The 22629-nt window shown below is 49.0% G+C and carries 19 protein-coding genes; 7 read left to right on the top strand and 12 right to left on the bottom strand.

Annotated features, from left to right (window positions below):
• The first annotated feature begins 138 nt into the window (after positions 1 to 138).
• The 3 genes from ACYQ2M_RS04635 to ACYQ2M_RS04625 all read left to right on the top strand — a co-directional run bounded on the left by ACYQ2M_RS04635 (position 139) and on the right by ACYQ2M_RS04625 (position 3760).
• Positions 139 to 1656, top strand: a complete 1518-nt coding sequence (locus ACYQ2M_RS04635; RefSeq protein ID WP_459915153.1) for an ABC transporter ATP-binding protein — start codon at positions 139 to 141, stop codon at positions 1654 to 1656.
• A 75-nt stretch (positions 1657 to 1731) separates the two neighbouring features.
• Positions 1732 to 2820 carry an ABC transporter permease gene (locus ACYQ2M_RS04630; RefSeq protein ID WP_459915152.1) on the top strand — a complete coding sequence of 363 codons (1089 nt, stop codon included), beginning with the start codon at positions 1732 to 1734 and terminating at the stop codon, positions 2818 to 2820.
• Positions 2821 to 2839: 19 nt separating this feature from the next.
• Positions 2840 to 3760 carry an ABC transporter permease gene (locus ACYQ2M_RS04625; RefSeq protein WP_459915151.1) on the top strand — a complete coding sequence of 307 codons (921 nt, stop codon included), beginning with the start codon at positions 2840 to 2842 and terminating at the stop codon, positions 3758 to 3760.
• A gap of 54 nt (positions 3761 to 3814) precedes the next feature.
• Here ACYQ2M_RS04625 and ACYQ2M_RS04620 read toward each other — a convergent pair whose 3' ends face one another.
• The 9 genes from ACYQ2M_RS04620 to rpmH all read right to left on the bottom strand — a co-directional run bounded on the left by ACYQ2M_RS04620 (position 3815) and on the right by rpmH (position 10752).
• Positions 3815 to 4630: a 50S ribosomal protein L11 methyltransferase gene (locus tag ACYQ2M_RS04620; RefSeq protein ID WP_459915150.1), complete on the bottom strand. Its 816-nt coding sequence runs from the start codon at positions 4628 to 4630 to the stop codon at positions 3815 to 3817.
• Between the two features lie 9 nt (positions 4631 to 4639).
• A complete protein-coding gene (locus ACYQ2M_RS04615; protein WP_459915149.1) occupies positions 4640 to 4996 on the bottom strand; it encodes a hypothetical protein in 357 nt (118 codons plus the stop codon).
• The gene (locus ACYQ2M_RS04610) at positions 4989 to 5639 is read right to left on the bottom strand and encodes a YkgJ family cysteine cluster protein (RefSeq protein ID WP_459915148.1); all 651 of its coding nucleotides are present in this window, start codon (positions 5637 to 5639) and stop codon (positions 4989 to 4991) included. Before ACYQ2M_RS04610 ends, ACYQ2M_RS04615 begins: the two co-directional genes overlap by 8 nt.
• Before the next feature lie 14 nt (positions 5640 to 5653).
• Entirely contained in the window at positions 5654 to 7033 is a 1380-nt protein-coding gene (mnmE, locus tag ACYQ2M_RS04605; RefSeq protein WP_459915147.1) for a tRNA uridine-5-carboxymethylaminomethyl(34) synthesis GTPase MnmE, read from the bottom strand.
• A gap of 4 nt (positions 7034 to 7037) precedes the next feature.
• Positions 7038 to 8255, bottom strand: coding sequence for an RNA-binding cell elongation regulator Jag/EloR (jag, locus tag ACYQ2M_RS04600; protein ID WP_459915146.1), 1218 nt, complete (start codon positions 8253 to 8255; stop codon positions 7038 to 7040).
• 12 nt (positions 8256 to 8267) lie between these two features.
• Entirely contained in the window at positions 8268 to 9950 is a 1683-nt protein-coding gene (yidC, locus tag ACYQ2M_RS04595) for a membrane protein insertase YidC (RefSeq protein WP_459915145.1), read from the bottom strand.
• A gap of 87 nt (positions 9951 to 10037) precedes the next feature.
• Positions 10038 to 10250 (bottom strand): membrane protein insertion efficiency factor YidD, encoded by a 213-nt coding sequence (gene yidD, locus ACYQ2M_RS04590; protein WP_459915144.1) that lies wholly within the window; start codon positions 10248 to 10250, stop codon positions 10038 to 10040.
• A complete protein-coding gene (gene rnpA, locus ACYQ2M_RS04585; RefSeq protein ID WP_459915143.1) occupies positions 10247 to 10600 on the bottom strand; it encodes a ribonuclease P protein component in 354 nt (117 codons plus the stop codon). Before rnpA ends, yidD begins: the two co-directional genes overlap by 4 nt.
• 17 nt (positions 10601 to 10617) lie before the next feature.
• Positions 10618 to 10752 carry a 50S ribosomal protein L34 gene (rpmH, locus tag ACYQ2M_RS04580; protein ID WP_459915142.1) on the bottom strand — a complete coding sequence of 45 codons (135 nt, stop codon included), beginning with the start codon at positions 10750 to 10752 and terminating at the stop codon, positions 10618 to 10620.
• 490 nt (positions 10753 to 11242) lie between these two features.
• Between rpmH and ACYQ2M_RS04575 the strand changes: the two genes are divergently transcribed.
• Positions 11243 to 12673, top strand: a complete 1431-nt coding sequence (locus tag ACYQ2M_RS04575) for a diguanylate cyclase domain-containing protein (protein WP_459915141.1) — start codon at positions 11243 to 11245, stop codon at positions 12671 to 12673.
• Between the two features lie 67 nt (positions 12674 to 12740).
• Complete coding sequence (locus tag ACYQ2M_RS04570) at positions 12741 to 15248, top strand: GspE/PulE family protein (protein ID WP_459915140.1); 2508 nt, start codon at positions 12741 to 12743, stop codon at positions 15246 to 15248.
• A gap of 89 nt (positions 15249 to 15337) precedes the next feature.
• Here ACYQ2M_RS04570 and ACYQ2M_RS04565 read toward each other — a convergent pair whose 3' ends face one another.
• Both ACYQ2M_RS04565 and ACYQ2M_RS04560 read right to left on the bottom strand, forming a co-directional pair.
• The gene (locus ACYQ2M_RS04565) at positions 15338 to 16906 is read right to left on the bottom strand and encodes an Rne/Rng family ribonuclease (RefSeq protein ID WP_459915139.1); all 1569 of its coding nucleotides are present in this window, start codon (positions 16904 to 16906) and stop codon (positions 15338 to 15340) included.
• The gene (locus ACYQ2M_RS04560; RefSeq protein WP_459915138.1) at positions 16900 to 19422 is read right to left on the bottom strand and encodes a TIGR03960 family B12-binding radical SAM protein; all 2523 of its coding nucleotides are present in this window, start codon (positions 19420 to 19422) and stop codon (positions 16900 to 16902) included. Before ACYQ2M_RS04560 ends, ACYQ2M_RS04565 begins: the two co-directional genes overlap by 7 nt.
• Before the next feature lie 201 nt (positions 19423 to 19623).
• Here ACYQ2M_RS04560 and asnS point away from each other — a divergent pair, with 201 nt between their 5' ends.
• Together asnS and ACYQ2M_RS04550 are read left to right on the top strand one after the other, a co-directional pair.
• Positions 19624 to 21003 carry an asparagine--tRNA ligase gene (gene asnS / locus ACYQ2M_RS04555; protein ID WP_459915137.1) on the top strand — a complete coding sequence of 460 codons (1380 nt, stop codon included), beginning with the start codon at positions 19624 to 19626 and terminating at the stop codon, positions 21001 to 21003.
• A 224-nt stretch (positions 21004 to 21227) separates the two neighbouring features.
• Positions 21228 to 21437, top strand: a complete 210-nt coding sequence (locus ACYQ2M_RS04550) for a hypothetical protein (RefSeq protein ID WP_459915136.1) — start codon at positions 21228 to 21230, stop codon at positions 21435 to 21437.
• A 108-nt stretch (positions 21438 to 21545) separates the two neighbouring features.
• On the opposite strand, the gene cobT is transcribed toward ACYQ2M_RS04550, so the two are convergent.
• Positions 21546 to 22610 (bottom strand): nicotinate-nucleotide--dimethylbenzimidazole phosphoribosyltransferase, encoded by a 1065-nt coding sequence (gene cobT, locus ACYQ2M_RS04545; protein WP_459915135.1) that lies wholly within the window; start codon positions 22608 to 22610, stop codon positions 21546 to 21548.
• Positions 22611 to 22629 lie beyond the last annotated feature (19 nt).

The following is a 22629-nucleotide window of genomic DNA, read 5'->3' as shown; positions in this document are numbered from 1 at the left end:
GCAGGTGCCGGGTGAAAGCACAGGGTGGTTGTATCTACCCGGAATCATCCGTACCACAGGCCATTCGGTCCTACCTTTTTGGGTAAACTGTCCAGGGTGGCCGAAATTAGAACCAATCCCTGCTGTTTCAGGAGATATATGAAAAAAATAGATACGCTTGAAATGCGGGATATTTCAAAGTCATTTCAAGGCGTCCCCGCCAACCAGGAAATCCATCTTAAGGTGAAGTCAGGAGAAATTCTGGGGCTTCTGGGAGAGAACGGTGCCGGTAAAACAACATTGATGAATATCCTTTATGGGCTGTACCAGCCCGACGGGGGGGATATCATAATCAATGGAAAGCCGGTTAAAATTGATTCTCCCACCTCCTCCATTGCCCATGGCATCGGCATGGTGCATCAGCACTTCATGCTTGTGCAGAATCATTCGGTGATTGAAAACATTGCCCTGGGATATAAAAATACCCCCTTTTTTTTCCCAAAGATCCGTATCCGGGACCAGGTGGTGGCCTTTGCGGAAAAATTTAATTTCACCATTGATCCCACAAAAAAAGTCTGGCAACTTTCCGCAGGGGAGCAGCAGCGGGTGGAGATCATCAAGGCACTTTTAAACGGTGCTGATCTCTTGATACTGGATGAACCAACTTCTGTGCTGACCCCCCAGGAAATTGAAGAGCTGTTTCGCATTTTAAAGGACATGAAGGCCCAGGGGCACATGGTGATCCTCATCAGCCATAAACTCGATGAAATCATGGATGTATGTGACCGGGTAACGGTGCTTCAGAAGGGAAAAATTGTGGGCAATGCCGATACCAAAGGTATGGACAAACAGTCCCTTGCCCGCATGATGATCGGTAGAGATGTGCTTTTTAATGTGCATAGAGAAAAGATCGCCGCCGGGGAAAAGGTACTTAGTGTTCAACATCTTCATGTGCTGGGTGACAAGGGCCTTCCCTGTGTGAAAGATGTTTCCTTTGACATCCATCGCAATGAGATTTTCGGGGTGGCCGGGGTGTCCGGCAATGGGCAGCGGGAACTGGCAGAAGCCATCACCGGCATACGCCAGGTTACTTCGGGCAAGGTGTTTTCCCAGGGGATGGACATTACCAATATGTGCCCACGGCGCATCTATGACAGCGGGGTGAGTCATGTACCCGAAGAACGCATAAAATTTGGCATTGCCCCCGGACTATACCTCTACGACAATGCCATCTTAAAGCAGCATCATCTCAAAAAATTCTCCAGAAACATATTTCTGGAATATGATCGCATTAAGCAGCACACAAGCTCTCTGGTGGACGATTACCGGGTGGCAACTCCCTCCATTGATGTGGAAATAAAAAATCTTTCCGGCGGAAATATTCAAAAATTGATACTTGGACGTGAGATCAGTGAGGCCCCGGCACTTCTGGTGGCCTCCCATCCCACTTACGGACTGGATGTGGGTGCCACGGAATATCTGAGGGAGCAGCTGCTCAAACGCCGTAAGGAAGGAGGGGCAGTGCTCTTGTTTTCCGAGGATCTGGAAGAAATTTTTGAACTTTGTGACCGCATCGCTGTGATGTTCCAGGGAGAATTCACCGGAATCCTGGATTCGGCGGATGATAAACGAGCCTCGGACATCGGATTGATGATGGCGGGTTCTCTACGATTTTAACCACTGTTCCAGTAAGTTTGTCTTGTGTGGCAAGGCCCCAGACAAATCCCCTGGACGGTTCTGGATTAAGATATTATGCTTAGAATTAAAGTAAGTGACCGGGATCGCATTACCCCGATTCAGTCCCTTGTGACCAATATCCTCTCCCTGCTGGCGGCCTTGGTGGCCGTGGGCATCATTTTTATGGTGTGCGGGGTGAATCCTTTTTTTGCCATTTCAAAGATTTTCATGGGTTCGTTCGGCTCCATGTACGGTTTTAAAGAGACAGTGACCAAGGCCATTCCCCTGGTGCTCATCGGGGGGGGGCTTACCCTGGCTTTTCGGGCCAAATTCTGGAATATCGGGGCTGAAGGACAGCTGCTCATGGGAGCCGTCTGCGGTGCATGGGTGGGACTGGCATGGGGGGCGTACCTGCCACCTTTTCTCATTGTACCCCTGATGTTTACCGCAGGTTTCCTGGGGGGAGCATTGTGCGGGTTGATCCCGGCATTTCTCAAGATAAAATTTGCCATCAATGAGGTTATTTCCACTCTGATGCTGAATTATATCTGTGCTGAATTTCTTACCCTTCTCATTGTAGGGCCCTGGAAGGGAAAGACCCGATTTGGATTTCCCGGCACGGATAATTTGCCCGATGCCGCAATCCTGGGGGTGCTTCCCGGCTCAAGAATTCATTATGTAACCCTGGCCCTTGCCATTATCTGTGTTGTGATCTTAACCATCATTGTTTATCGCAGCCGGTTCGGCTATGAGGTGCGTGTGATCGGAGAAAACCCTGAAGCCGGGCGCTATGCCGGCATTAATTTTTTTAAAACCAGCATGGTGATCATGCTCATCAGCGGCGGTCTTGCCGGTCTTGCAGGGGTGGGGGAAGTGGCCGGTATCCATCACTATCTCGGGTATCCTTCGGCCATCTCATCAGGGTATGGATTTACGGCCATTATTGTGGCCTGGCTTGCCAAGCTCAATCCCCTTTATGCCATTGTATCCGGGGTGTTTTTTGCAGGTATCCTGGTGGGTGGGGATGCCATTCAGATGTCTCTGGGGTTGCCGGCGGCCACGGTTCAAATTGTCAACGGAACCCTTCTGGTGTTTCTCATCATGGGGGATTTCTTCATCAAAAACAAACTGACATTTCACCGAAATACAGCGGCTGAATGTTAGATAAAATATAGGAATTTGTATGGATGATGTAATGATTTCAGTTCTCCAGCGCACCATGGTGGCGGGAACACCCCTGCTTCTGGGCACGGTGGGTGAGGTGATCTGCGAACGATCCGGGATATTGAATCTGGGCGTGGAGGGGGTTATGTCCCTGGGGGCCGTGGTGGCCTTTATTGTGACCTACACCACGGGCAATCCCTGGCTGGGACTCATGGCCGCTATTGGCGTGGGCATGGTGATTTCCCTTATCCATGCCTTTGCATCGGTGACCCTCCAGGCCAATCAGGTGGTATCGGGACTTGCCCTTACCATGATCGGCCTGGGATTATCCGGGATGCTTGGTAAAGCCTATGTGGGAAAACCTCTGGCTGTTAAAATGAATGATGTGGCCATTCCTTTTCTTTGCGATATCCCTGTTGTGGGGGCGGTGTTTTTCCGACAGACTCCCTTTTTCTACATGGCGGTCTTACTGGCCCTGGTGGCCTGGTTTTTTCTTGAGCGGACCCGGCTGGGGATTAAGGTGCGGGCCACCGGGGAACATCCCCGGGCCGCAGAAACCCAGGGGGTGAATGTCACCCTGATCCGGTATTTTTGTGTGATGATCGGCGGCGGGTTTTCCGCCATGGCCGGGGCTCATCTGTCCACTTCTTACAGTAAATCATGGATTGAGGGAATGACCGCCGGCCGGGGTTGGATCGTCATTGCCTTGACTATCTTTGCCCTGTGGAATCCCGGCAAAGCCATTGGTGGTGCTTTTTTATTCGGCGGTATTTTTGTGCTTCAATATCTGCTGCAGCCCCTTGGCATCTCCCCCAATTTTCTGGCCATGCTGCCCTATGGAGCCACTTTGTTGATTTTGATTCTCATCGGCCTGGGGGACAAGCGAAAATTAAGCGCTCCGGCCCAGCTGGGAGAACCTTATAAACGGGGAAACCGATAGATTTTTATCTCGGAAATATTCGGCCAGTGCTCCATTTTCCCGCGGGAGGCGGGGTCATGATTTAACAAGGACCAACCCGGTCCAGTTTTTTTCATCGGCCCGCCAGTTTTGGTTAAACCCCCTTGATTTATAAGTCTGCATCAGGGGGGCGACCTCTTCTGGGCGAATACCGGAAAACACCAGAACAGCCCCTTTTTCGGTGATGGTGTCGAAAAGTTCTGACAAGGATGTCAGGGTGGGAAAGCGCAGGTTGGCACATATCAGGGAAAATGCCGTGGAGGTCGGGGTTAGTTCCCGGCGGGACACCGTTATCTGATCACTTAAAGAATTGAAGGCAATATTTTTTTCAGCTTCGGCTGCGGCCACGGGATCATTGTCCAGTGCAAGGCAGTGGCTTATTCCTGCCTTGACGGCGGCAATGGCCAGAACTCCGGAACCGGTGCCCACATCCACGGCCCTGCAGGGGGCTTTATTCTGAGCCAGGAAGTTGTTTCCAATAAGTGCATATTCCATGGCCCGGAGGCATAACCGTGTGGTGGGGTGTCGTCCGGACCCAAACGAAATCCCCGGCCGGATGCGGATTTCAAAGGTATCCTTTTCCTGGGTGGCGGGAAACCCCGGTGGTGACAGGATAAAGTGGTCGGTTATCCGAACGGGCTTGGCAAAGGACGGCTCAATGCAGGTGGCACCAAATACATAGGTATAGCTTAAGTCACCCTTGTCGAAAAGAGTTCGGATGGCGGATTTCACCTCACCGGGGGAGTCCCCCCGTTCCCGGCAGGTCTGCCGGATCAGTGCCTGGGGGGTCAGCCGGGTTTCAGCATCCGTGACCGTGGTCAGAATATAGTCAGCAAGTGAAAATATGTTCAATGAAATCTCTTATTTAAGCGTTTGCCCTTCTTTTTTAAGCAATTGACTGTACCAGTTGGAAAATTCAAACATTCCCCTGATTTTTTCATCATTGTTGATGATCCCGAGGCACATTTCAAAGGCTCCCTGGGCAAAGGAGTTGGAATAGTCGTCGTGGCTGCTCTGCTGTAGAAATTCGCTGATCAGCATCTGGGAGGTGCGTTTGGTTCCGTCCATTCGGATGTCAATGGGGTCTTTGGGGGTCTGGATGGGGTCCCATTTGTCGTAACCAATTTTATTCATGATCTGTTTCTGACCCCGTTTACCCATGGCGTCAAAAATAGCTTTTTTCCGGGCAGCTATCTCTTCTTCTGTGAAGTTATCCATTTTTTTTCATTCCAAAAAATTCTTCATTGAAATCAGTGATCAAGGCCATGGACACCGGTATGAGCATCTCACAGACTTTTACGTTTCCGGCCTTTACAGCGGCGGTGAGTTCAGCTGATATCAGCTGGAGCTGGGCGTAGAGTGCGTCCATGTTTACCGTGGGGTACTTCCCCCCCTGCTCGAAGTTGGTGCTTCCGCAGATGTGGCTTTTTCCCGCCGTTGCCGTGGGAATGCCATAAATTCTGCAGGTGATGGGCCTTGATTCATAGAGAATACACAAATTGTCTTCCCCTAACAGCGGACAGCGCATGCGTTCCTGGGACATGGTGGCCAGCACTTCCAGCTCTTCTCCGCCTGCTCGAACCGCTTTATGGGCATCTCGTTTCATCTTAAACAATGCCCTGTCAACCTTGGCTGCCTGGTCAATGAGAGCGCTTTTTTCCCTACCTGAAAATTTTTCCCGGAATTTTTGATTGAGATAAATGGCTTCAATGAGGGGGATATCAAAAATGGCATAACAGCAGTCGCAGCACTTTTCTCGGCAGGCCACCTCCCTGGGATATTCAGATTTTACCTTTTCAAAAATGCCGTCAATAATGGACACCAGTGCTTCATACTTTGCAAAATGTTCTTTAAAATCCATGAAAGTTAATCCTTTTATTTCCCGATGCAGAATTGGCTGAAAATTCTGTCCAGGATATCAATATCTGCGGTATCTCCGGTTATTTCTCCAAGTGATGTCGCTGCCATCCGGATGTCAATGGCAAGGGTTTCCTCCTCTTTGTGCTGTTTTAAATTCTGCCTGGCACAGTAAAGGGCGTTCCTGGTTTTTTCAAGGGCAAGTTTATGCCTCAGGTTGGGGACCACGCTGGTGGGGTCTATCCGGTCCGCCGCTGAAATTTCCAGGATCTGTTTTTTTAGATCGTTAATTCCCATGCCGGTGCGGGCGGATATCAGGACATGGGGCAGGTGGCATAAATCATGGGGCAGGTGCGGTGTAAATCCCGGGGGCATGAGATCCATTTTGTTAAATACAAGAAGAACCTTGTCATGGGAGTCAGAAATGCTGTTGAGCGCCTGGACATCTGTTTCTTCCCCAGCGGTTCTCATGAAAAGCACAATGTCTGACAGGGCAATGCGTTCCTTTGCCTTTTTAATGCCGATCTCCTCCACCGGGTCCGTTGTGTCGTGCATGCCTGCGGTGTCGGAAATCACAAAGGGCACTCCGTCAATGTTGAGCCCCTCTTCAATGAGATCCCGGGTGGTTCCCGGTATGGCGGTGACAATGGATCTTTCGGACTCCAGGAGACAGTTCATGAGGCTGGATTTTCCCACATTGGGGGCACCACATATGACAAGTTTGATGCCATCCCTTAAAAAATGGCTGTTTTCATAGGCCTGGATGCCTCCATCGCAGATGGCAATCACCGCATCCATATGTTCCAGAAACGGTCTTTCCAGGATGAGATCCGCGCCTTCATCCGGGAAATCAATGGCTGCCTCAATGAGGGTCAACATACCAAGGAGGCGTTCCCGGCCATCATTAATGGCATCTTTGAGTTGCCCTGTGGCCTGGTTTGCCGCTATTTTCATGGAAGCTGTGGATCTGGCGGATATGATGTCGCAGATGGCCTCGGCCTGGGTGAGATCTATGCGCCCGTTTAAGAATGCACGTTTGGTGAATTCCCCGGGTTCTGCAAGGCGGGCACCTGCGGTGGTAAGGCATTCCAGGATGGCACGCATCACCATGGGACCGGCATGGGCATGAATTTCCACCACATCTTCCCGGGTGTAGGACTTCGGAGCCCGCATGGGAATGAGAAGAACCTCGTCCAGGAGCAGTTTGTTTTGGGGGTGGAAGACATATCCGTGGAGCACCCGGTGGGATTCCAGCTGGTGGCAATCCATGGGGCCCTGAAGGGTTGTTCCGAACAGTCCGGATATGACGGACAGGGCCAGGGGGCCGGAAATGCGGATGATGCCGATCCCCCCCATTCCGGGGGGGGTGGCAATGGCTGCAATGGTATCTTGGATCATGGAACTATTTTTGGGTGTTCCTTTTTTTTTTGTAGCCCCTTTTTTTGGGGAAAATGACCAGCCTTCTGTAATAGCCGTCTCCCATGCTCTGGGTTCTCACCCGGGCATCGTCCTTCAAGGCCAGATGCACAATGCGACGGTCTTGAGCCGTCATTTGATTAATGGTGGCAGGTTTTCCTGTTTTGTGCGCCTTGTCAGCCATTTTATGGGCCAGGGTTCTAAGGTTTTCCTTTCGAGTTTCCATGTAGCCTTCTATGTCCACCTTGAGGCGTACCCGGGATTCGCTGTAGCGGTTGATGATCTTATCGGTGAGGAACTGCATGGCTTCCAGGGTCTGTCCTCTTCTGCCGATGAGAACCCCGGAGTTACCGCCTTCCACCCTTAAAAGCAGCCTGTCCTCGTCCCGAAGGGCCACCACTGTGGCATCAGAAGTCATGAGATCCACCATTTTCTGGAGAGTTTTTCGGCCCAGTTCCATGGCGGTTTCAGACACATCCACCGCAATTTCGTCAACGTACTTGGGGGGGAAACCTTCATCCCGGTCATCCATGACAGGTTTGTCTTCGGCTTGGGCAAGAAGGCCTTGATTTTGCTTATTCACCACGGGTGTGGCATCGGTTTTCGGGACGACGGGTGAAATTTTCGGTTCTTTTTCAGATTTTCCGGAAAACCCCTTTTCCTTTTTGTGCTGTGTTTCGTTTTCCGGTTTTGCCTGATCCATGGACACGGGCTCGGCTTCCGGCGGCAGCGTTTGGGATGCCTGGGCCGGAACCTTCGGGGCAGGGCGTTTAGCCCTGGGGGCTGGGGTCGGCGCCGGTTTTTTCCGTGGAGTCGGGGAGGCAGCAGCTGCTTTTTCAGACCTGGGCGCAGGTTTTCTGGATGTTTTTTTCTTGGTTCCAGAGGCCTTGAATTTTTTTCCGGAAGGTACAACAGGCTCCGGTGCTGGCGGCGGATCTTCAGCAAAGGCCTCATCCACAATGGACATGATCCCCTGGAGATCTGCATCTCCAGCATCGGAGGCAGGTGAAGAGGCACCTGCTTTTTTTTCCGGCAGGGTCACCCGGATTCTGGCTTTCTTTACCCCGACTATGCCGAAAATTCCGGAGGAACCAGAAGAAATTACGTCATAAACCAGCTGTTTTTTGGATACATTTAATTCTGAGCAGGCCTTTTCAATGGCCGCGTCAATATTTTTTCCATTAAATTCCTGGGTCTGTTTCATTACACCTCCGGGTTAGGCAAATTTCTTTTGAATATAATATTGCTGGCCAATGGAGAGAACGTTATTAACAAGCCAGTAAAGTACAAGTCCGGCAGGAAAATTCACAAAAATAACGGTCATGAATATGGGCATCAGCATCATCATTTTGGCCTGGGTGGGATCACCGGTGGTGGGGGACATCTTCTGCTGGAGAAACATGGACGCACCCATGATGATGGTGAGCACCGGGATACCATAGGGTGCCTGCATAAATGGAATGGCAAGATCAAAGGTAAAAAGACGGTCCGGGGCAGAAAGGTCCACAATCCATCCCATGAAGGGCGCATGGCGCAATTCAATGGCCTGGTACAGCATGCGATAAAGGGCAAAGAAAATGGGCATCTGAACAATCATGGGAAGACAACCACTCATGGGATTGACCTTGTAGGTCTTGTAAAGGCCCATCACCTCCTGGTTCATTCGCTGCTTGTCATCCTTATATTTTTCTCGCAGTTCCATCATCAGGGGCTGCAACCGTTTCATGTCACTCATGGACTTGTAGCTTTTGCTGCCAAGAGGCCAGAATATGATTTTAATCAGAAGGGTGAGCAGAATGATGGCAATGCCGTAATTGGGAATGATATCGTGGATCAGATTCATGCCGATGAGGCAGGGTTTGGCCAGGATGTCAAACCATCCGAAATTAATAGATTTCTTCAGGTTGTTGTTGTAGGCGCTGAGAATTTTAAGGCTTTTGGGTCCCATGTATAGCTGGAAGGCAAGGCTTGCCTGCTGCCCTGGATCAATGCGATCCATGGACTGGATGTAGGTGCTGTTGACAATGTCTCCATTCAGGGCAAGTTTAAGTTTTGCGTCTGTGGGGGTCATCGGTACCAGGGCCGTAATGAAATATCTGGCACTGTTGCCGATCCATTCAATGGTACCTGAAAACGTGTCTTTTTCAGCAAGGTCGTCAATGTCAACTTCTTGAAGCTTGGTGTTGATAAGCCCCATGGGGCCATGGGCGCCGAAACGATCTGTGCTGGATTTGTCTTTGTTCTGTCTATATGGGAGAATAATTTCCAGTGCATCTTTCATCGGCAATGGAGAACTATTCTTAACGATGACGTCCATGTTGATGAGATAGGTATCAGCGGAAAATGTGAATACCTTTTCCACTGTGATACCATGGGGAGATGTCCAGGAAAAAACCATGGTTTTTTCCCCGCTGCCCACCCGGTTTTTCAACGTGTCTGTCTGGGCGGTGAAAATAGCGGTATCAAGCCCGGGAATACTTTTGCCTTCAAGATTTACGGAGAATAGGCCAGTGGCAAGATTGGCGGGGACTATCTGTTTTAAAGGGGAGCCTGATTCAACACGTTCCCGGTAGTCATTCAGGGTAAAACTTGTTACAGCTGCCCCGAACTCAGAGATGTCGATGTTGTATAGGGGGGTTTCCACTGTCAGGGTTCTGGCGTTTTCCTTCAAAGTGGCATCCATTGCTGCCAAAGCACTTTGCCCGCTTTGAATCCCGGTTTCGGTGGAGGGTGCCTGTGATGTTACAGTCAGGGGGGCAACGGTTGTTTTCCCGGTCTCCTGCACGGTGCCGGACGACGGATCAATCCCCTCTTCATTGCTAACAAAGAGGGTGTTCCAGCCGACGATAATAACTATAGAAAGAATAATGGCAATGAATAACCGTTTTTGCTCTTCCATCTTGTCTCCCGCGATGCGTGATGAATATTATGGTATGTGTTTTGGAATGAAAGGGAAAGTGGGGAAGAGGTCATAATATACGTGTCTTCAGGGAACAGGATCAACCCCTCCCGGATGAAAAGGGTGGCATTTGAGTATCCGCTTTACAGCAAGAAAGCTGCCTTTAAGGCTGCCATGCTTTTTGACAGCCTCAAACGCATATTCTGAACATGTCGGATAGAAACGGCATACCGGTCCTGTCAGGGGGGATATCAAGCATTGATAAACTTTTATAAAGAATAGGATTGCCTGCTGGATCATTCAGAGGGGCCTTTAATTTTTTTAAAAAGTCTGTCAAGTTCGTTGGGAATCTGTTGGTTGGTCAGATGGGCTGCATATTTTCTTGCAATAATATTGATATCCCATTTCCCCGGCAGAAAATCTCTGTTTAGTCTGTAGAATTCTCTGACCAGCCGTTTGATTCTATTCCGCGCCACCGCGTTTCCCACTTTTTTGGATACAGTTATCCCGATGCGACTTCTTCCCAGGGCATTTGCCTCATAATTAGCCAAGAAGAAACGTGTCTGTATCCTTTTCCCATGTCTGGATAAAAGTAAAAATTGAGCTCTTTTCAGGAGCCGCTGGTCTTTGGTAAATAGATACTTGCCCAATGGTCAAGTGTTCTCTATCAGGCCGACAGCTTTTTGCGGCCCTTGGCCCTTCTACTGTTAACAATGCGTCGTCCGGCAGCGGTGGACATTCTTTTCAGGAAGCCATGTTTTCTGGCACGTTTGATTCTGCTGGGCTGGAAGGTTCTTTTCATCTGTAAATCCTTATGTTTCGTTTTTGTTTAATCATGGTGTTGCCGCAGGGAGGGGGCTCCAATTTGGGTAGATTCCCTGCTGCCATAAACATGAAACTCTAAATCATTATTCTTCAAGTGTCAAGAATCAATTGATTTTTTCGGACAGACTAAGCCATCTGAAAATGCATTGATGCCTGTTTTGCGGAACCTTTGGGGGATTTGTTGCATGTTTCTTATTTTTCTTCCCATGATTGCACTTGCCGGAAAATTAATTTTCTGTATACTGATTTAATCCAGTACCTGTATGTCGGGCCTTGCTAGACTTTGATTGGGATTGGCCATAACATCGGCCATTCATTATAATTGCCTGGCCCCACCCCAAAGTGACAGATTTTATTACCAAGCCCCCTTAATTTAAGGATGCAGTTTTTTTGAATTACAGGAGAACTGTATTCGGCTGTGTTTGCCTTTTTCTCATTTTGTTTGCCCTGATAAGGGAATGAATTATATGACTCAAAAAATAATGGTACTACTTGGAGAAGATTCAACTGAAATTGATGGATCTCTTTTGACGCTGCTGGAAAAAAAAGGGATTCGGTGCCTTACCTGTGCCAATGGTATTGACCTGGTCCGACGGGCAATTTTGAAAAATCCAGATGTAATTCTTATTGATGTATCGCTTGCTCGTATGAACGGATATCAGTGTGCAAGATTGTTGAAATATGATCTCGTAACCCGTAATACACCGATTATTCATTTTGGGATGGGGGCAAGTCCCGTGGATCATTATTGGAGCAAGGTGTGCGGAGGAGACCTGTTTCTTGATCTGCCTCTTGGATCGGGAGTTTTGGAGAGTGCCATAGGTTCCCTGGTGTCGGCGACTGCCAAGCGTTCTAGACCCGTTACCTCTGCAAGTATTATCCCTGAAATGAGTGATCAGTCGATTCTGGGGCTTGCTAGCAATATTCTTGAGCAAGATCTGCTACGCCTTAATATTTTAAAAGAGATTAATATGGTGGATACCATTTCCAGTACTCCCGGAGAATTAATTTCTTCTCTGTTTGCCATCATTAATTCCCTTTATCCCTTTTCCTCAGGATCTGCGCTGCTGATTTATGAGGATCACATCGACTTTTATTTCTGCAGAAACGGAACCACAGGGGGTAACCGCGCCACTGAGATTAAATCCTTGATCCTTGATCAGTTAAAGCGTCGTCAGGATGTTTACATTGATCCTGAAATGGTGGTTGATATTTTCCTTGAATCCGAAATTTCCGGTCCGGCATCCGATGAAAATGAAGATGTGTATCTTCACATCGGTGAGGCCCAGGGGCCGGTACAGACGGCCTTGGCATTTGAGAATATTCATCTGGAAGGCTATAATCGGGAAGAAAAATCCATTTTTCACGTGGCCCTGGATCTTGCCCGGGGGGGTATAGAAAAAAAGATTTTTTTTCGGATGAATCAGGAGCTGTCTTTAATTGATATTACAACCCGGGGGTATTCCATTACCTTTTTCATGGAAGTTCTGGCCCGAGAAATGGAAAATGCCACACGCCATAATTATGTCATTACGCTTTTTACTCTGCTGTTTGTTAATTTTGCCGCCATCACAAAGGACATGGACACCGAACAGCTCAAAATTCTGATTAAGGCCGTGCAGACATCTATTTTAAGAAGTATGCGTAAAACCGATGTGGTGGCCCGGTGGAACCAGGCCAATTTTGCATTTTTATTAACCCACACAGCCCTGGAAGGCTCAAGAGAGGCCATTGTGAGGGTGAAAAAAAATCTTTTAACGGATTTGTCCGGTATGGGGATGGATGTGCGACAGCTTCAGCTGAATTTCGGTATCTGCCAGTATAATGCCAATCGTGATAAAACGGCGGAAATTTTTCTTAAAAACGCCATGCCTCGGAATAAGAAAAAGAGCTCCTGACGCCATCATCAATGTTTAGGAGTGCCCGCTGATAACACCACCACCGTGAGCCCGGTTGACAGGAAATATGGAAAATAAAAAAAAAGATCATAAAGGCAATAAACTTCGCCTGGGAGAACTTCTGGTTGAGGAAGGCGTTCTTTCTGAAGAGCACAGAGACCAGGCCTTGGCCATTCAAAAAAAACTTCCCATATACAAGACCCTGGGGGAAATCTGCCTGGAGGAAAAATTTCTCTCCCGGCGGGATCTCAATCGGGTGCTGGCCAAGTATCATAAACGTATTCCCCTTGGTATGCTTTTGATGAATCTTGGCATGATCACCAGCCATCAGCTCAAGGATGCCCTGCAGGAACAGAAACAAACCGGTGAAAAAATCGGAACAATCTTCCTTAAAAGAGGATTTATCAATGAGAAAGTCCTGGTGGACACCCTGGCTACCCAGATGGGCATTTTAAAAATATTTCCGGATTTTCATATCATTGATCGCAGGCTTTTAAAGGGATGGAGTGAGGATTTCCTTAAGAAAAATTTGGTGTTGCCGGCATTCAAGGAAAAAGGGGAAGTCACCGTCATCATGACAGACCCCTTTAACCATGAACTCATCCAGGATGTAGGCCGCATGTTTCAATGCAAAATACGCCCCGCCATTGCAACCTCCATGGATATAAAGCGTGCCCTGCAGCAGCATTTTCAGAAGGTGTCCCTGGATGTAATGCCCCGCATGGCAGTCAAGGCCGTGGATGATAAGGACCTGGTGGTGGGAGACAAAGGCCTTTCCTTTGGTAACCAAGACGGAGTGGTGGGGGTCCTTGATTTTATTATCAGCAATGCCATTGCAGAAGGGGCAAGTGACGTCCACATAGAGCCCAAGGAGTCCAGTCTCCAGGTCAGGTACCGCATTGACGGGATGCTGCATCATAAAACCGACCTGCCGGTTTCCATGGCACCAGGCCTGAGTTCCCGCATTAAAATCCTGTGCAAACTTGATATTTCCGAGAAAAGAAAACACCAGGACGGCAGGCTTCGTGCCCAGGTCATGGAACGGGATGTGGACATGCGTGTGTCTGTGTATGCGGCAGCCTTTGGTGAAAACATTGTCATTCGGATACTGTATCGTCAGAGCAACTTCATTGATATTGATCAACTGGGTATCACCCCTAAAAACAAGCGGAAATTCCTTGAACTCATGGCTCTGCCCTCGGGTATTATCCTGGTGACTGGTCCCACCGGCAGTGGTAAGACCACCACCCTTTATTCTGCCATAAATCACATCAATGACGGCTCAAAATCCATCATCACCGTGGAAGATCCGGTGGAGTATGTCATGGAAGGCGTGGTTCAGGGACAACTCAATCATAAGCTTGGTCATACCTATGTGGATTTCATCAAATCCATGATGCGTCAGGACCCCGATGTAATCATGGTGGGGGAGGTCCGAGACCCCTTTTCCGCAGAAGCTGTTATCCAGGCCTCCCTGACCGGACATAAGGTGCTGACCACCCTGCACACCGAAGATGCCACCGGTGGTCTTTTGCGTTTGATGGACATGGGTATTGATGCTTTTCTCATTACCTCCACGGTGACGGCGGTGATGGCCCAGCGACTGGTCCGGGTGCTTTGTCCCCGTTGCAGAAAAGCTTATACGCCGGACGCGGCCCAGCTGGCCATACTGGGGGTGGACCCCACTGTTTCAGAAAAAATAACTTTTTATAAAGCCGTGGGATGCAGTTCCTGTGATCACATGGGCTACCGGGGTCGCACCGGTATCCATGAATTGCTGTGCATGAACGATAAAATTAGAGATGTCTTGCTGCGCCACAGTACCGTAAATGATATTAGGCGGGTGGCAAGATCCAAAGCGGGCTTGATGACCATGCGGGAGGATGGGTTTTATAAATTGATGAAAGGGGTAACCTCCTTTGATGAGATTTCCCGGGTACTTCCCTGGCAGGACACCGACGACGATATGCTGCGTTCAGCAGATGAAATTATTGCCATGGCCCAGGATCCAGCGTCTCCCTCCGAACTGGGCAGCATTTCCGGCGGCGTCGTGGATGCAGATAAAGCAGAAGGAAAGGATGGCGCTGTAGCCAACAGGGGAAAAAACGGCGAGTTATGCCGGGTGTCTCTGGATATTTCATCCATTGATAATACCATGGACAGTCTGATTTATTTTTTTAACACCTACCTGATAAACCTTGCTGGACAGATACAGGATTCTAAGTCCATGGAAGAACGGGATCGTTTTGTTGATTTCATGAAAGGCGCCATGAAACAGGCCCGAGCCCTTACCATTTCTCCATTTGCGGATCTGGTGCTTCGTAAAAAAAACGATGAACTGGAAATTATGGTGGAACTTCTTGTGCAGGAGCGTTCATTGAAGACCGCAAAAAGTGGGATGGTTGATAAAGGGCCCCGGCTGCTTCATTTTATAAAAAACCGGGATAAAACCCCTGGCGCTTCTTGCCCGGAACAGGGTTCAGGAGAAATGAATACCGGTGGGGATGGCAGCGGCATGTATCGAAAAGTGGTAAAAAAATTGCTGTGGCAGCCACGGCAGCCCCCCTTGATTTAACCCGGCAACCGTCCCGGCATTGCGGTCAAGCTTGCCTTGCTGGCATTTTTTTGAAATTTTTTCTTTAAAGACAGTTAAGAAGGGCAGGGCTATTTTACCAGTGTTTCAAAAATGTGATATTCTTCAATGTGGTAATGGGGCTCGGGATAAATGGCAATGGGGCTTTTAACCTTGACTTCCAGAGAAGAAATAAGATGTTTTTCCTCTCCGTGGAGCAGCTGGGCAATTTCGGGGTGTACCTTCACCGTGAAGCGGTTGCCCATCATGTCCGTGGCTTCATTTAGCAGATCTCGGTAAATCTTGTGGCAGATGGATTTTCCAGACAGGAGCATGCCGTCGCCATTGCAGTAAAAACAGGGCTCGCACAGGGTTCGGGTGAGGTTTTTACGTACCCTTTTGCGTGTCATTTGCACCAGCCCAAGTTCTGACAAGGGCAGCACATTGGTCTGGCTTTTGTCTTTTTTCAGGGCTTCATTGAGGTGTGACATGACTTTTTCCCTGTGCTGACTTTTTTTCATGTCTATGAAATCAATGATGATGATGCCTCCGATGTTTCTTAATCGAATCTGGTAGGCGATCTCCTTGACGGCTTCAAGGTTGGTCTTGACAATGGTTTCCTCAAAATTGTGCTTTCCCACATATCGCCCGGTGTTTACATCAATGGCCACCAGGGCTTCGGTCTGCTCGATGATGATATATCCCCCGGATTTAAGCCATACCTTTTTTTTAAGTGCCCTTGCGATGTCTCCTTCAATGTTGTAGGCATCAAAAATAGGCTCCACCCCGGTGTAATGTTCCACGGACACCTTGAGATCAGGCATGAGCTTTTCAAGGAAATTCAATACATTATCGTAGCCTTCCCGGGAATCTATGATGAGCTTGTCCGCCTCATCGTTTAACAGATCCCGCACCGCGCGGAAAGTGACGGTGAGATCCCGGTACACCAGGCAGGGCGCGGAAACGGTTTTGTTTTTTTTCTGGATATCCTCCCAGGTTTTATTGAGAAAGGATATTTCTTTTTTCAGTTTGCGTTCCTGGATGCCCTGGGCAGCGGTTCTGAAAATATACCCGAAATTATCCTTTCTCAGGGAAAGCAAAAGTTCTTTGAGCCGGGTGCGTTCCCTTTCATCCACAATGCGCTTGGATATGCCGATGTGATCCACCGTGGGCATTAATACCATGAATCGGCCGGGCAGGGAAATATGGGTGGTGACCCGGGGACCCTTGGTGCCGATGGGGGATTTTGATATCTGAACCAGAATTTCCTGGCCCTCGGTGATGAGATCTTCAATGGGGCAGTCGGTTGTACGGTTGGATCTCCAGTTGACAGGAGGGGGGCTGTCTTCTTCTTTAAGCTCCGCTGCATCGGCATCTCCATCTGCATCGGAGTCATTTTCCTGCTCAAATCTTTGGGCCAGGGCCGCAGTGGTATCATCGAGTATATCATCCACGTAGAGAAATGCCGCCTGGTTCAGGCCTATGTCCACAAATGCCGCCTGCATTCCTGGTAGTACCCGCTGCACCCGGCCTTTGTAAATATTACCCGTGATATTGGATTCATCTCCCCGTTCCATGAACAATTCCACGATATTTCCATTTTCAAGCACGGCAACCCGGGTTTCATGTTCGGCGGCATTGACTACGAGTTCTTTCAGCATGTGGGGGTATCCTGCCTTATTTTGAGAATCCGGGCCGTGTGGAGAATGTCCTCTGGAATTTCAAGCGCGTCCTGTAATATCTCCGCCGGTCTGATGATTCGATTTTGATCTTTTTTTAATACAATTTCAAGGTGAGAACTGTCAATTATTTTCAATTTATTCGTGACTTTCCGGAGGTCTGTGGTGCGGGTCTTCCCTTTGAAATTACGCTTTTCCACAATGAACTGATCTGCCCCCAGGAAGTTTTCTACCCGGGTGGCATCAATGGTGTAATCAGGGAGAGATACCCGGTAGGTGGTGGGCAGGTCCCCTGTTTTCTTGTTGAGAAGCGCCACGGGAACGCACCGGGTGATGGAAAGCCCCCGGGGAAGTATCCGGTTGAGTTTTTCCGTGATGTCCACGGGATCGGTTTTAATGTGTGCATGGATATTAAAAAATTCCTCTTCACTTTCCATGCCCACGGGCAGGGGATTGTCAAAGGACAGCTTCATGGATGGTGAAAACCCTTTGGAATATTTTACCGTGATGCCGATGCGACGTATGGCCCGCCGGATGATTTTGGCAAGCTCCAGGTGGCCGAAATGTCTGGCATTGTCAAGACGTGTGTAAAAACAGCGAAACTGGGTAAAATGTTCGGGGGTGCTGTCCATCATCGGGGGGCTTGCATCTGTCAACGCTAAAATGTCTGCCGGGGGATGGAGCACCGGCTGGATTTTTTTAAAATCGCAGATACCGCAGCCCATGCATTCGTCTTCCCGGCAGTCCGGGGTCAGCTGGGGAACAAGTGCTTTCTGGTATTCCTTTTCCATGAATTTGTCTGAAATGCCGCAGTCAATGTGTGCCCAGGGCAGGCGTTCTTCAGGGGCGCGTTCCCTGGTTGTATAAAACAGTGGATCTATTTCTTCCTTTTGAAAGGCTGCCTGCCAGGTGGCAAAGTTAAAACTGTCGGACCACCCGTCCAGACGGCATCCCATTTTCCATGCTGTGACAAGTACCCTGGAAAGTTTTCTGTCCCCCCTGGCCCATACCCCTTCAAGTACGCTCATGTTGGGGTCCTGCCATTTAAGATTGATGCCGGGGTGGCGCAGATGTTCTTTCAGGTACAGAAGGTTTTCCCGGGATTTTTCCGCAGGGATCTGGCTGCAACGCTGGAAAGGTGTGTGTGCTTTGGGGATGAAGGTGGCAAAACTGACATTGATCTGGCTTTTCCCTTTGACCTTAATGGCGGCAAGTGTCCTTGCCATGTCACAGATGCCTTTGATATCTTCAATGGTTTCCGTTGGCAACCCGTTCATGAAGTAGAGCTTGATGCGTCGCCATCCAAGCTCAAAGGCACTGTTCACGGTGTTGAAAATATCTTCTTCGGTGATGTTTTTATTGATTACATCCCTTAGGCGCTGGGTTCCCGCCTCCGGGGCAATGGTGAAGCCGGTTTTTTTTACCTTTTTGATGATTCTCATCAGCTCCGGTGTCAACCGACCTGCCCGCACCGAGGGAAGGGAGATGGCGGTACAATGGTTGGCATTTATGCTGAGAAGATTTTCCATGAGATTGGCCAGATCCCCATAATCTCCTGTGCTTAAGGAAAGCAGGGATACATCACTGTAGCCGGTTTCTTTTAAAGATTGGCGGGTGATATCAAGAAGGTCCGACGTTGCGCGTTCCCTCACCGGGCGGTAGATCATTCCGGCCTGGCAGAACCTGCATCCCCGGGAGCATCCCCGGGCAATCTCCAGGCGTAATCTATCATGCACCGGCTTGCCAAAGGGTACCACCGGCGCTGTGGGAAAGGCAACATTGGCAAGATCAGGCAGGATGGCTCTTTTTATCTGTTGATAATCTGCATGGAGGGGCGTCATCTGCTGGATACCTTCGATGTCGTAATCCACTTTGAAAAAAGATGGTACATAAACGCCCTGAAGGGTGGAAAGTTTTTTTAAGAGTTCCTGTTTATCTGTGCCTCTTTGCTTTTTCCACTGGATCACAAGCCGGGACAGTTCCACAATTATTTCTTCTCCGTCCCCGATGATAAAGGCATCAAAAAAATCGGCCAGGGGTTCCGGGTTAAATGCACATGGACCGCCGCCAATTATCAGGGGAAAGCACTCTTTTCGGTCCCTTGCATAAAAGGGAATGCCGGACACATGGAGCATGGTCAAAATATTGGTGAAATTGAGTTCGTACAGCAGGCTGAATCCAATTATGTGGAAATCCTTTAAACTTATTCCCGATTCCAAGGAAAAAAGAGGCAGGCCTTTGTCCAGAAGTTGCTGCTCCATGTCTGGAGCCGGGGTGAAAAAACGCTCGGCGGCAATGTTTTCTTGCTGATTTAAAATGGTGTAGAGAATCTGCATGCCAAAATGGGAGGTACCGATTTCATACAGGTCGGGGAATGCCAGGGCAAAGGTCAAGTCCATGTGGCTGAGGTCTTTTTTAACGGTGTTGACCTCAGATCCTAAATATCTGCTGGGCATCTCCACAAAGGGGAGGATGGCTTGTATATTTTGTTGGTTCATGATAGAGAACTTTTAATAAATCCATGTTGTTTGATTGTTTAGTGTGAATAAGAATTATTACATTTTATCTTGGATAAAGCAATGGTAAAATGATGGGTTCCGGCCGAATGCTGCAATTGTGATGTTGATGCCCCTCAGGCGCTGTCCCTGGACAGTCGGTATCAGAATTGCCGGGCTGATTTGTCATGTTAAGGAGACACAATGCAGAGACTGAAGATAAAACAGCTCCTTGGTGGAACGACTGCCATGGATCGTGTGCTGGTAAAAGGCTGGGTGCGAACCAAGCGTGACTCTAAGACCTTTTCATTTATGGAATTAAACGATGGGTCCTGTCTGCAGAATATCCAGGTGATAGCAGATGAATCCCTTGATAATTACGCCAGAATTGTAAAAATCACCACGGGCTCCGCCCTGTGTGTCCAGGGACGGCTGCTGCCCTCCCCGGGCAAGGGCCAGAAATGGGAAATTCATGCGGATAATCTGGAAATTGTCAGTGTAGCTCCCGAAGACTATCCCCTGCAGAAAAAACGCCATTCCGATGAGTTTTTAAGATCCATTGCCCACCTGCGACCCCGCACCAATAAATATGGTGCCATGTTCCGCATTCGATCGGAAATGGCCTTTGCCATTCATCAATTTTACCGGGACAGGGGCTTTTCCTATCTCCACGCCCCGGTGATCACCGGTTCTGATTGTGAAGGTGCCGGAGAAATGTTTCGGGTCACCAGCCTGGATCTTGACCGGGTGGCACAATCGGGAAAGATGAACGCAGCGGAGGATTTTTTTGGCCAGGAATCCAACCTGACGGTGTCCGGGCAGCTGTCTGCGGAGATGTTTGCCATGGCGCTGGGAGATGTTTATACCTTTGGTCCCACCTTCCGGGCAGAAAATTCCAACACCAGTCGTCATGTGGCCGAATTCTGGATGCTGGAACCGGAAATGGCATTTTGCGACCTTGACGGTAACATGGACCATGGGGAAGAAATCATTAAATACTTGACCCGTCATGCCATGGATCACTGTGGGGAAGATCTTTCTTTGTTTATACAGTTTGTGGATAAAGGATTGCAGCAGATGCTTGATATCCTTGTCCGGGAACCCTACGAGCGGATCAGTTATGCCGATGCGGTGTCCATCCTGGTAAAGTCCGGCAGGCAATTTGATTACAAGGTGACGCAGGGCATGGATCTTCAGTCTGAACATGAACGTTTTCTTGCCGAGGAATATTTCAAAAAACCGGTGTTTCTAACCCATTATCCCAAAACCATCAAGCCTTTTTACATGCGGTTAAATGACGATGGTGAAACGGTGGCCGCCGTGGATCTGCTGGTTCCCCGTATCGGGGAAATCATTGGCGGCAGCCAGCGTGAGGAACGCCTGAATGTCCTGGAGGAACGCATGGCGGAAATGAATTTGTCCGGGGAGGCTTATTGGTGGTACTTGGATTCCAGGCGCTTCGGGTCTGTTCCCCATGCCGGATTTGGCATGGGATTTGAGCGGTTTCTCATGCTAATCACCGGAATAACAAATATCCGGGATGTGGTGCCCTTTCCCCGAACCCCGGGAAGTATTGATTTTTAAGCACCTCAAATGGATATGCTGGATATTTTACTTGCTTTTTTTTATATTTTTTTTATAACTCAAGCTGGTTGAAGTTTGATATGAAAAAGTGGGTATTGGGCGCTGTGTGCTAACAGCAACGACTTTTTCATAATTCGTTGTGGCTGGTGCTTACTGCATGTATGTTATATAAAAAACCAATAAACATTAAAATGAATTCGGGAATGCAACAGGAGATTTTTTAGATGCCCACACTGGAAGAAAGAAAAGCGGAAACAAAGAAGAAGCTGAAAGCTCGTTTAAAAGATCGAAGCGAGGAACTGGGGGTTTCCCCTGAATTCTCAGAATACATTGAAATGATGGAAACCTACCTCTTGACTTTGGAAAGGCGGGTGCTGCGCCTTGAAAGAGAGCATGATCTCCACGGGAAGGATGTGCTGCAGATGGAACTCTGATTGAATATCTCAATCCGTTGATCACATACCGGTTCCAATCAAAGCCCCCCTTCCTCAATTTATTTATAAAGGGGGGCTTTGCAATCAGGCAGTATCCTGGATGGATTATTATTGGACCTGGGCGTTCTTGATGGCCACTTCTTCAAAGGTTTTGATCTCTGCCAGAATTCGGGTGGCCGCTTCCAGCAGCTGAAAGGCCAGGGCAGCACCGGTGCCTTCACCCAGCCTGAATTTCAGATCCAGCAGAGGCTCAAGCCCCATTCTGTTGTGCATGAAGGTGTGACCCACTTCAACGGAGCGGTGACCGGCAAAGAGATACTCTTTTGCATGGGGGGCAAGCTCACAGGCAATCAAGGCACCCGCTGTTGAAATAATGCCATCACACACCACAGGGATGCCATGGGCGGCAGCCCCCAGCACCAGCCCTGCCAGTCCGCCTATTTCAAGGCCGCCCACCTTGGCAAGTACATCTATGGGATCTTTGGGGTCCGGAGCGTGCAGGACAAGCCCCTTTTCAATGACGGCAATTTTATTTTTCAGCATTTCATCATCAATACCGGTGCCCCGGCCGGTGAGTTCAGAAACGCTGATGCCGGAAAAAGCTGCAATGATGGCCGCAGACGGGGTGGTGTTGCCGATGCCCATGTCTCCGGTGCCCAGAAGATCCACGCCTTGTTTCTCCACTAGTTCATCCACGATTTCAATGCCGGCGGTGATGCTTGCAATGGCCTCTTGTCTTGTCATGGCAGGGGTTTTTGTGAAATTGGCGGTGCCTTTTTTCACCTTTTTGTGAAAGATGGGAAGCGTGGGGCTGAAGTCAAAATTCACCCCCAGATCCGCCACCTTTACCTGGGCACCCACATGCTTTGCAAGGACATTGATGGAGGCCCCCTGATTTACAAAATTATCCACCATCTGGGGGGTCACCTCCTGGGGGAAAAGGCTGACACCTTCTTGAACCACCCCATGATCTCCAGCACAGGTGATGATCATTTTTTTTTTGAAAGAGACGTCAATGGTTCCGGCAATGGCGGCAAGTTTGGCACCCACCCCCTCCAGAATACCAAGGCTTCCGGCAGGTCTTGCCTGTTCGGCCAGTCTCTGCAGCGCTTTTTCTTTTGTTTTTAAATCAGAGGGGGTGATTTTGTTTAATGTCTGCGTCAGTTTTTCCATTTTTTATCCTTCATAACGC

This window comes from Desulfocicer niacini (assembly GCF_054657595.1).
The sequence above is the reverse complement of the archived record's forward strand: the minus strand, read 5'-3'. Positions and strand labels throughout refer to the sequence as shown.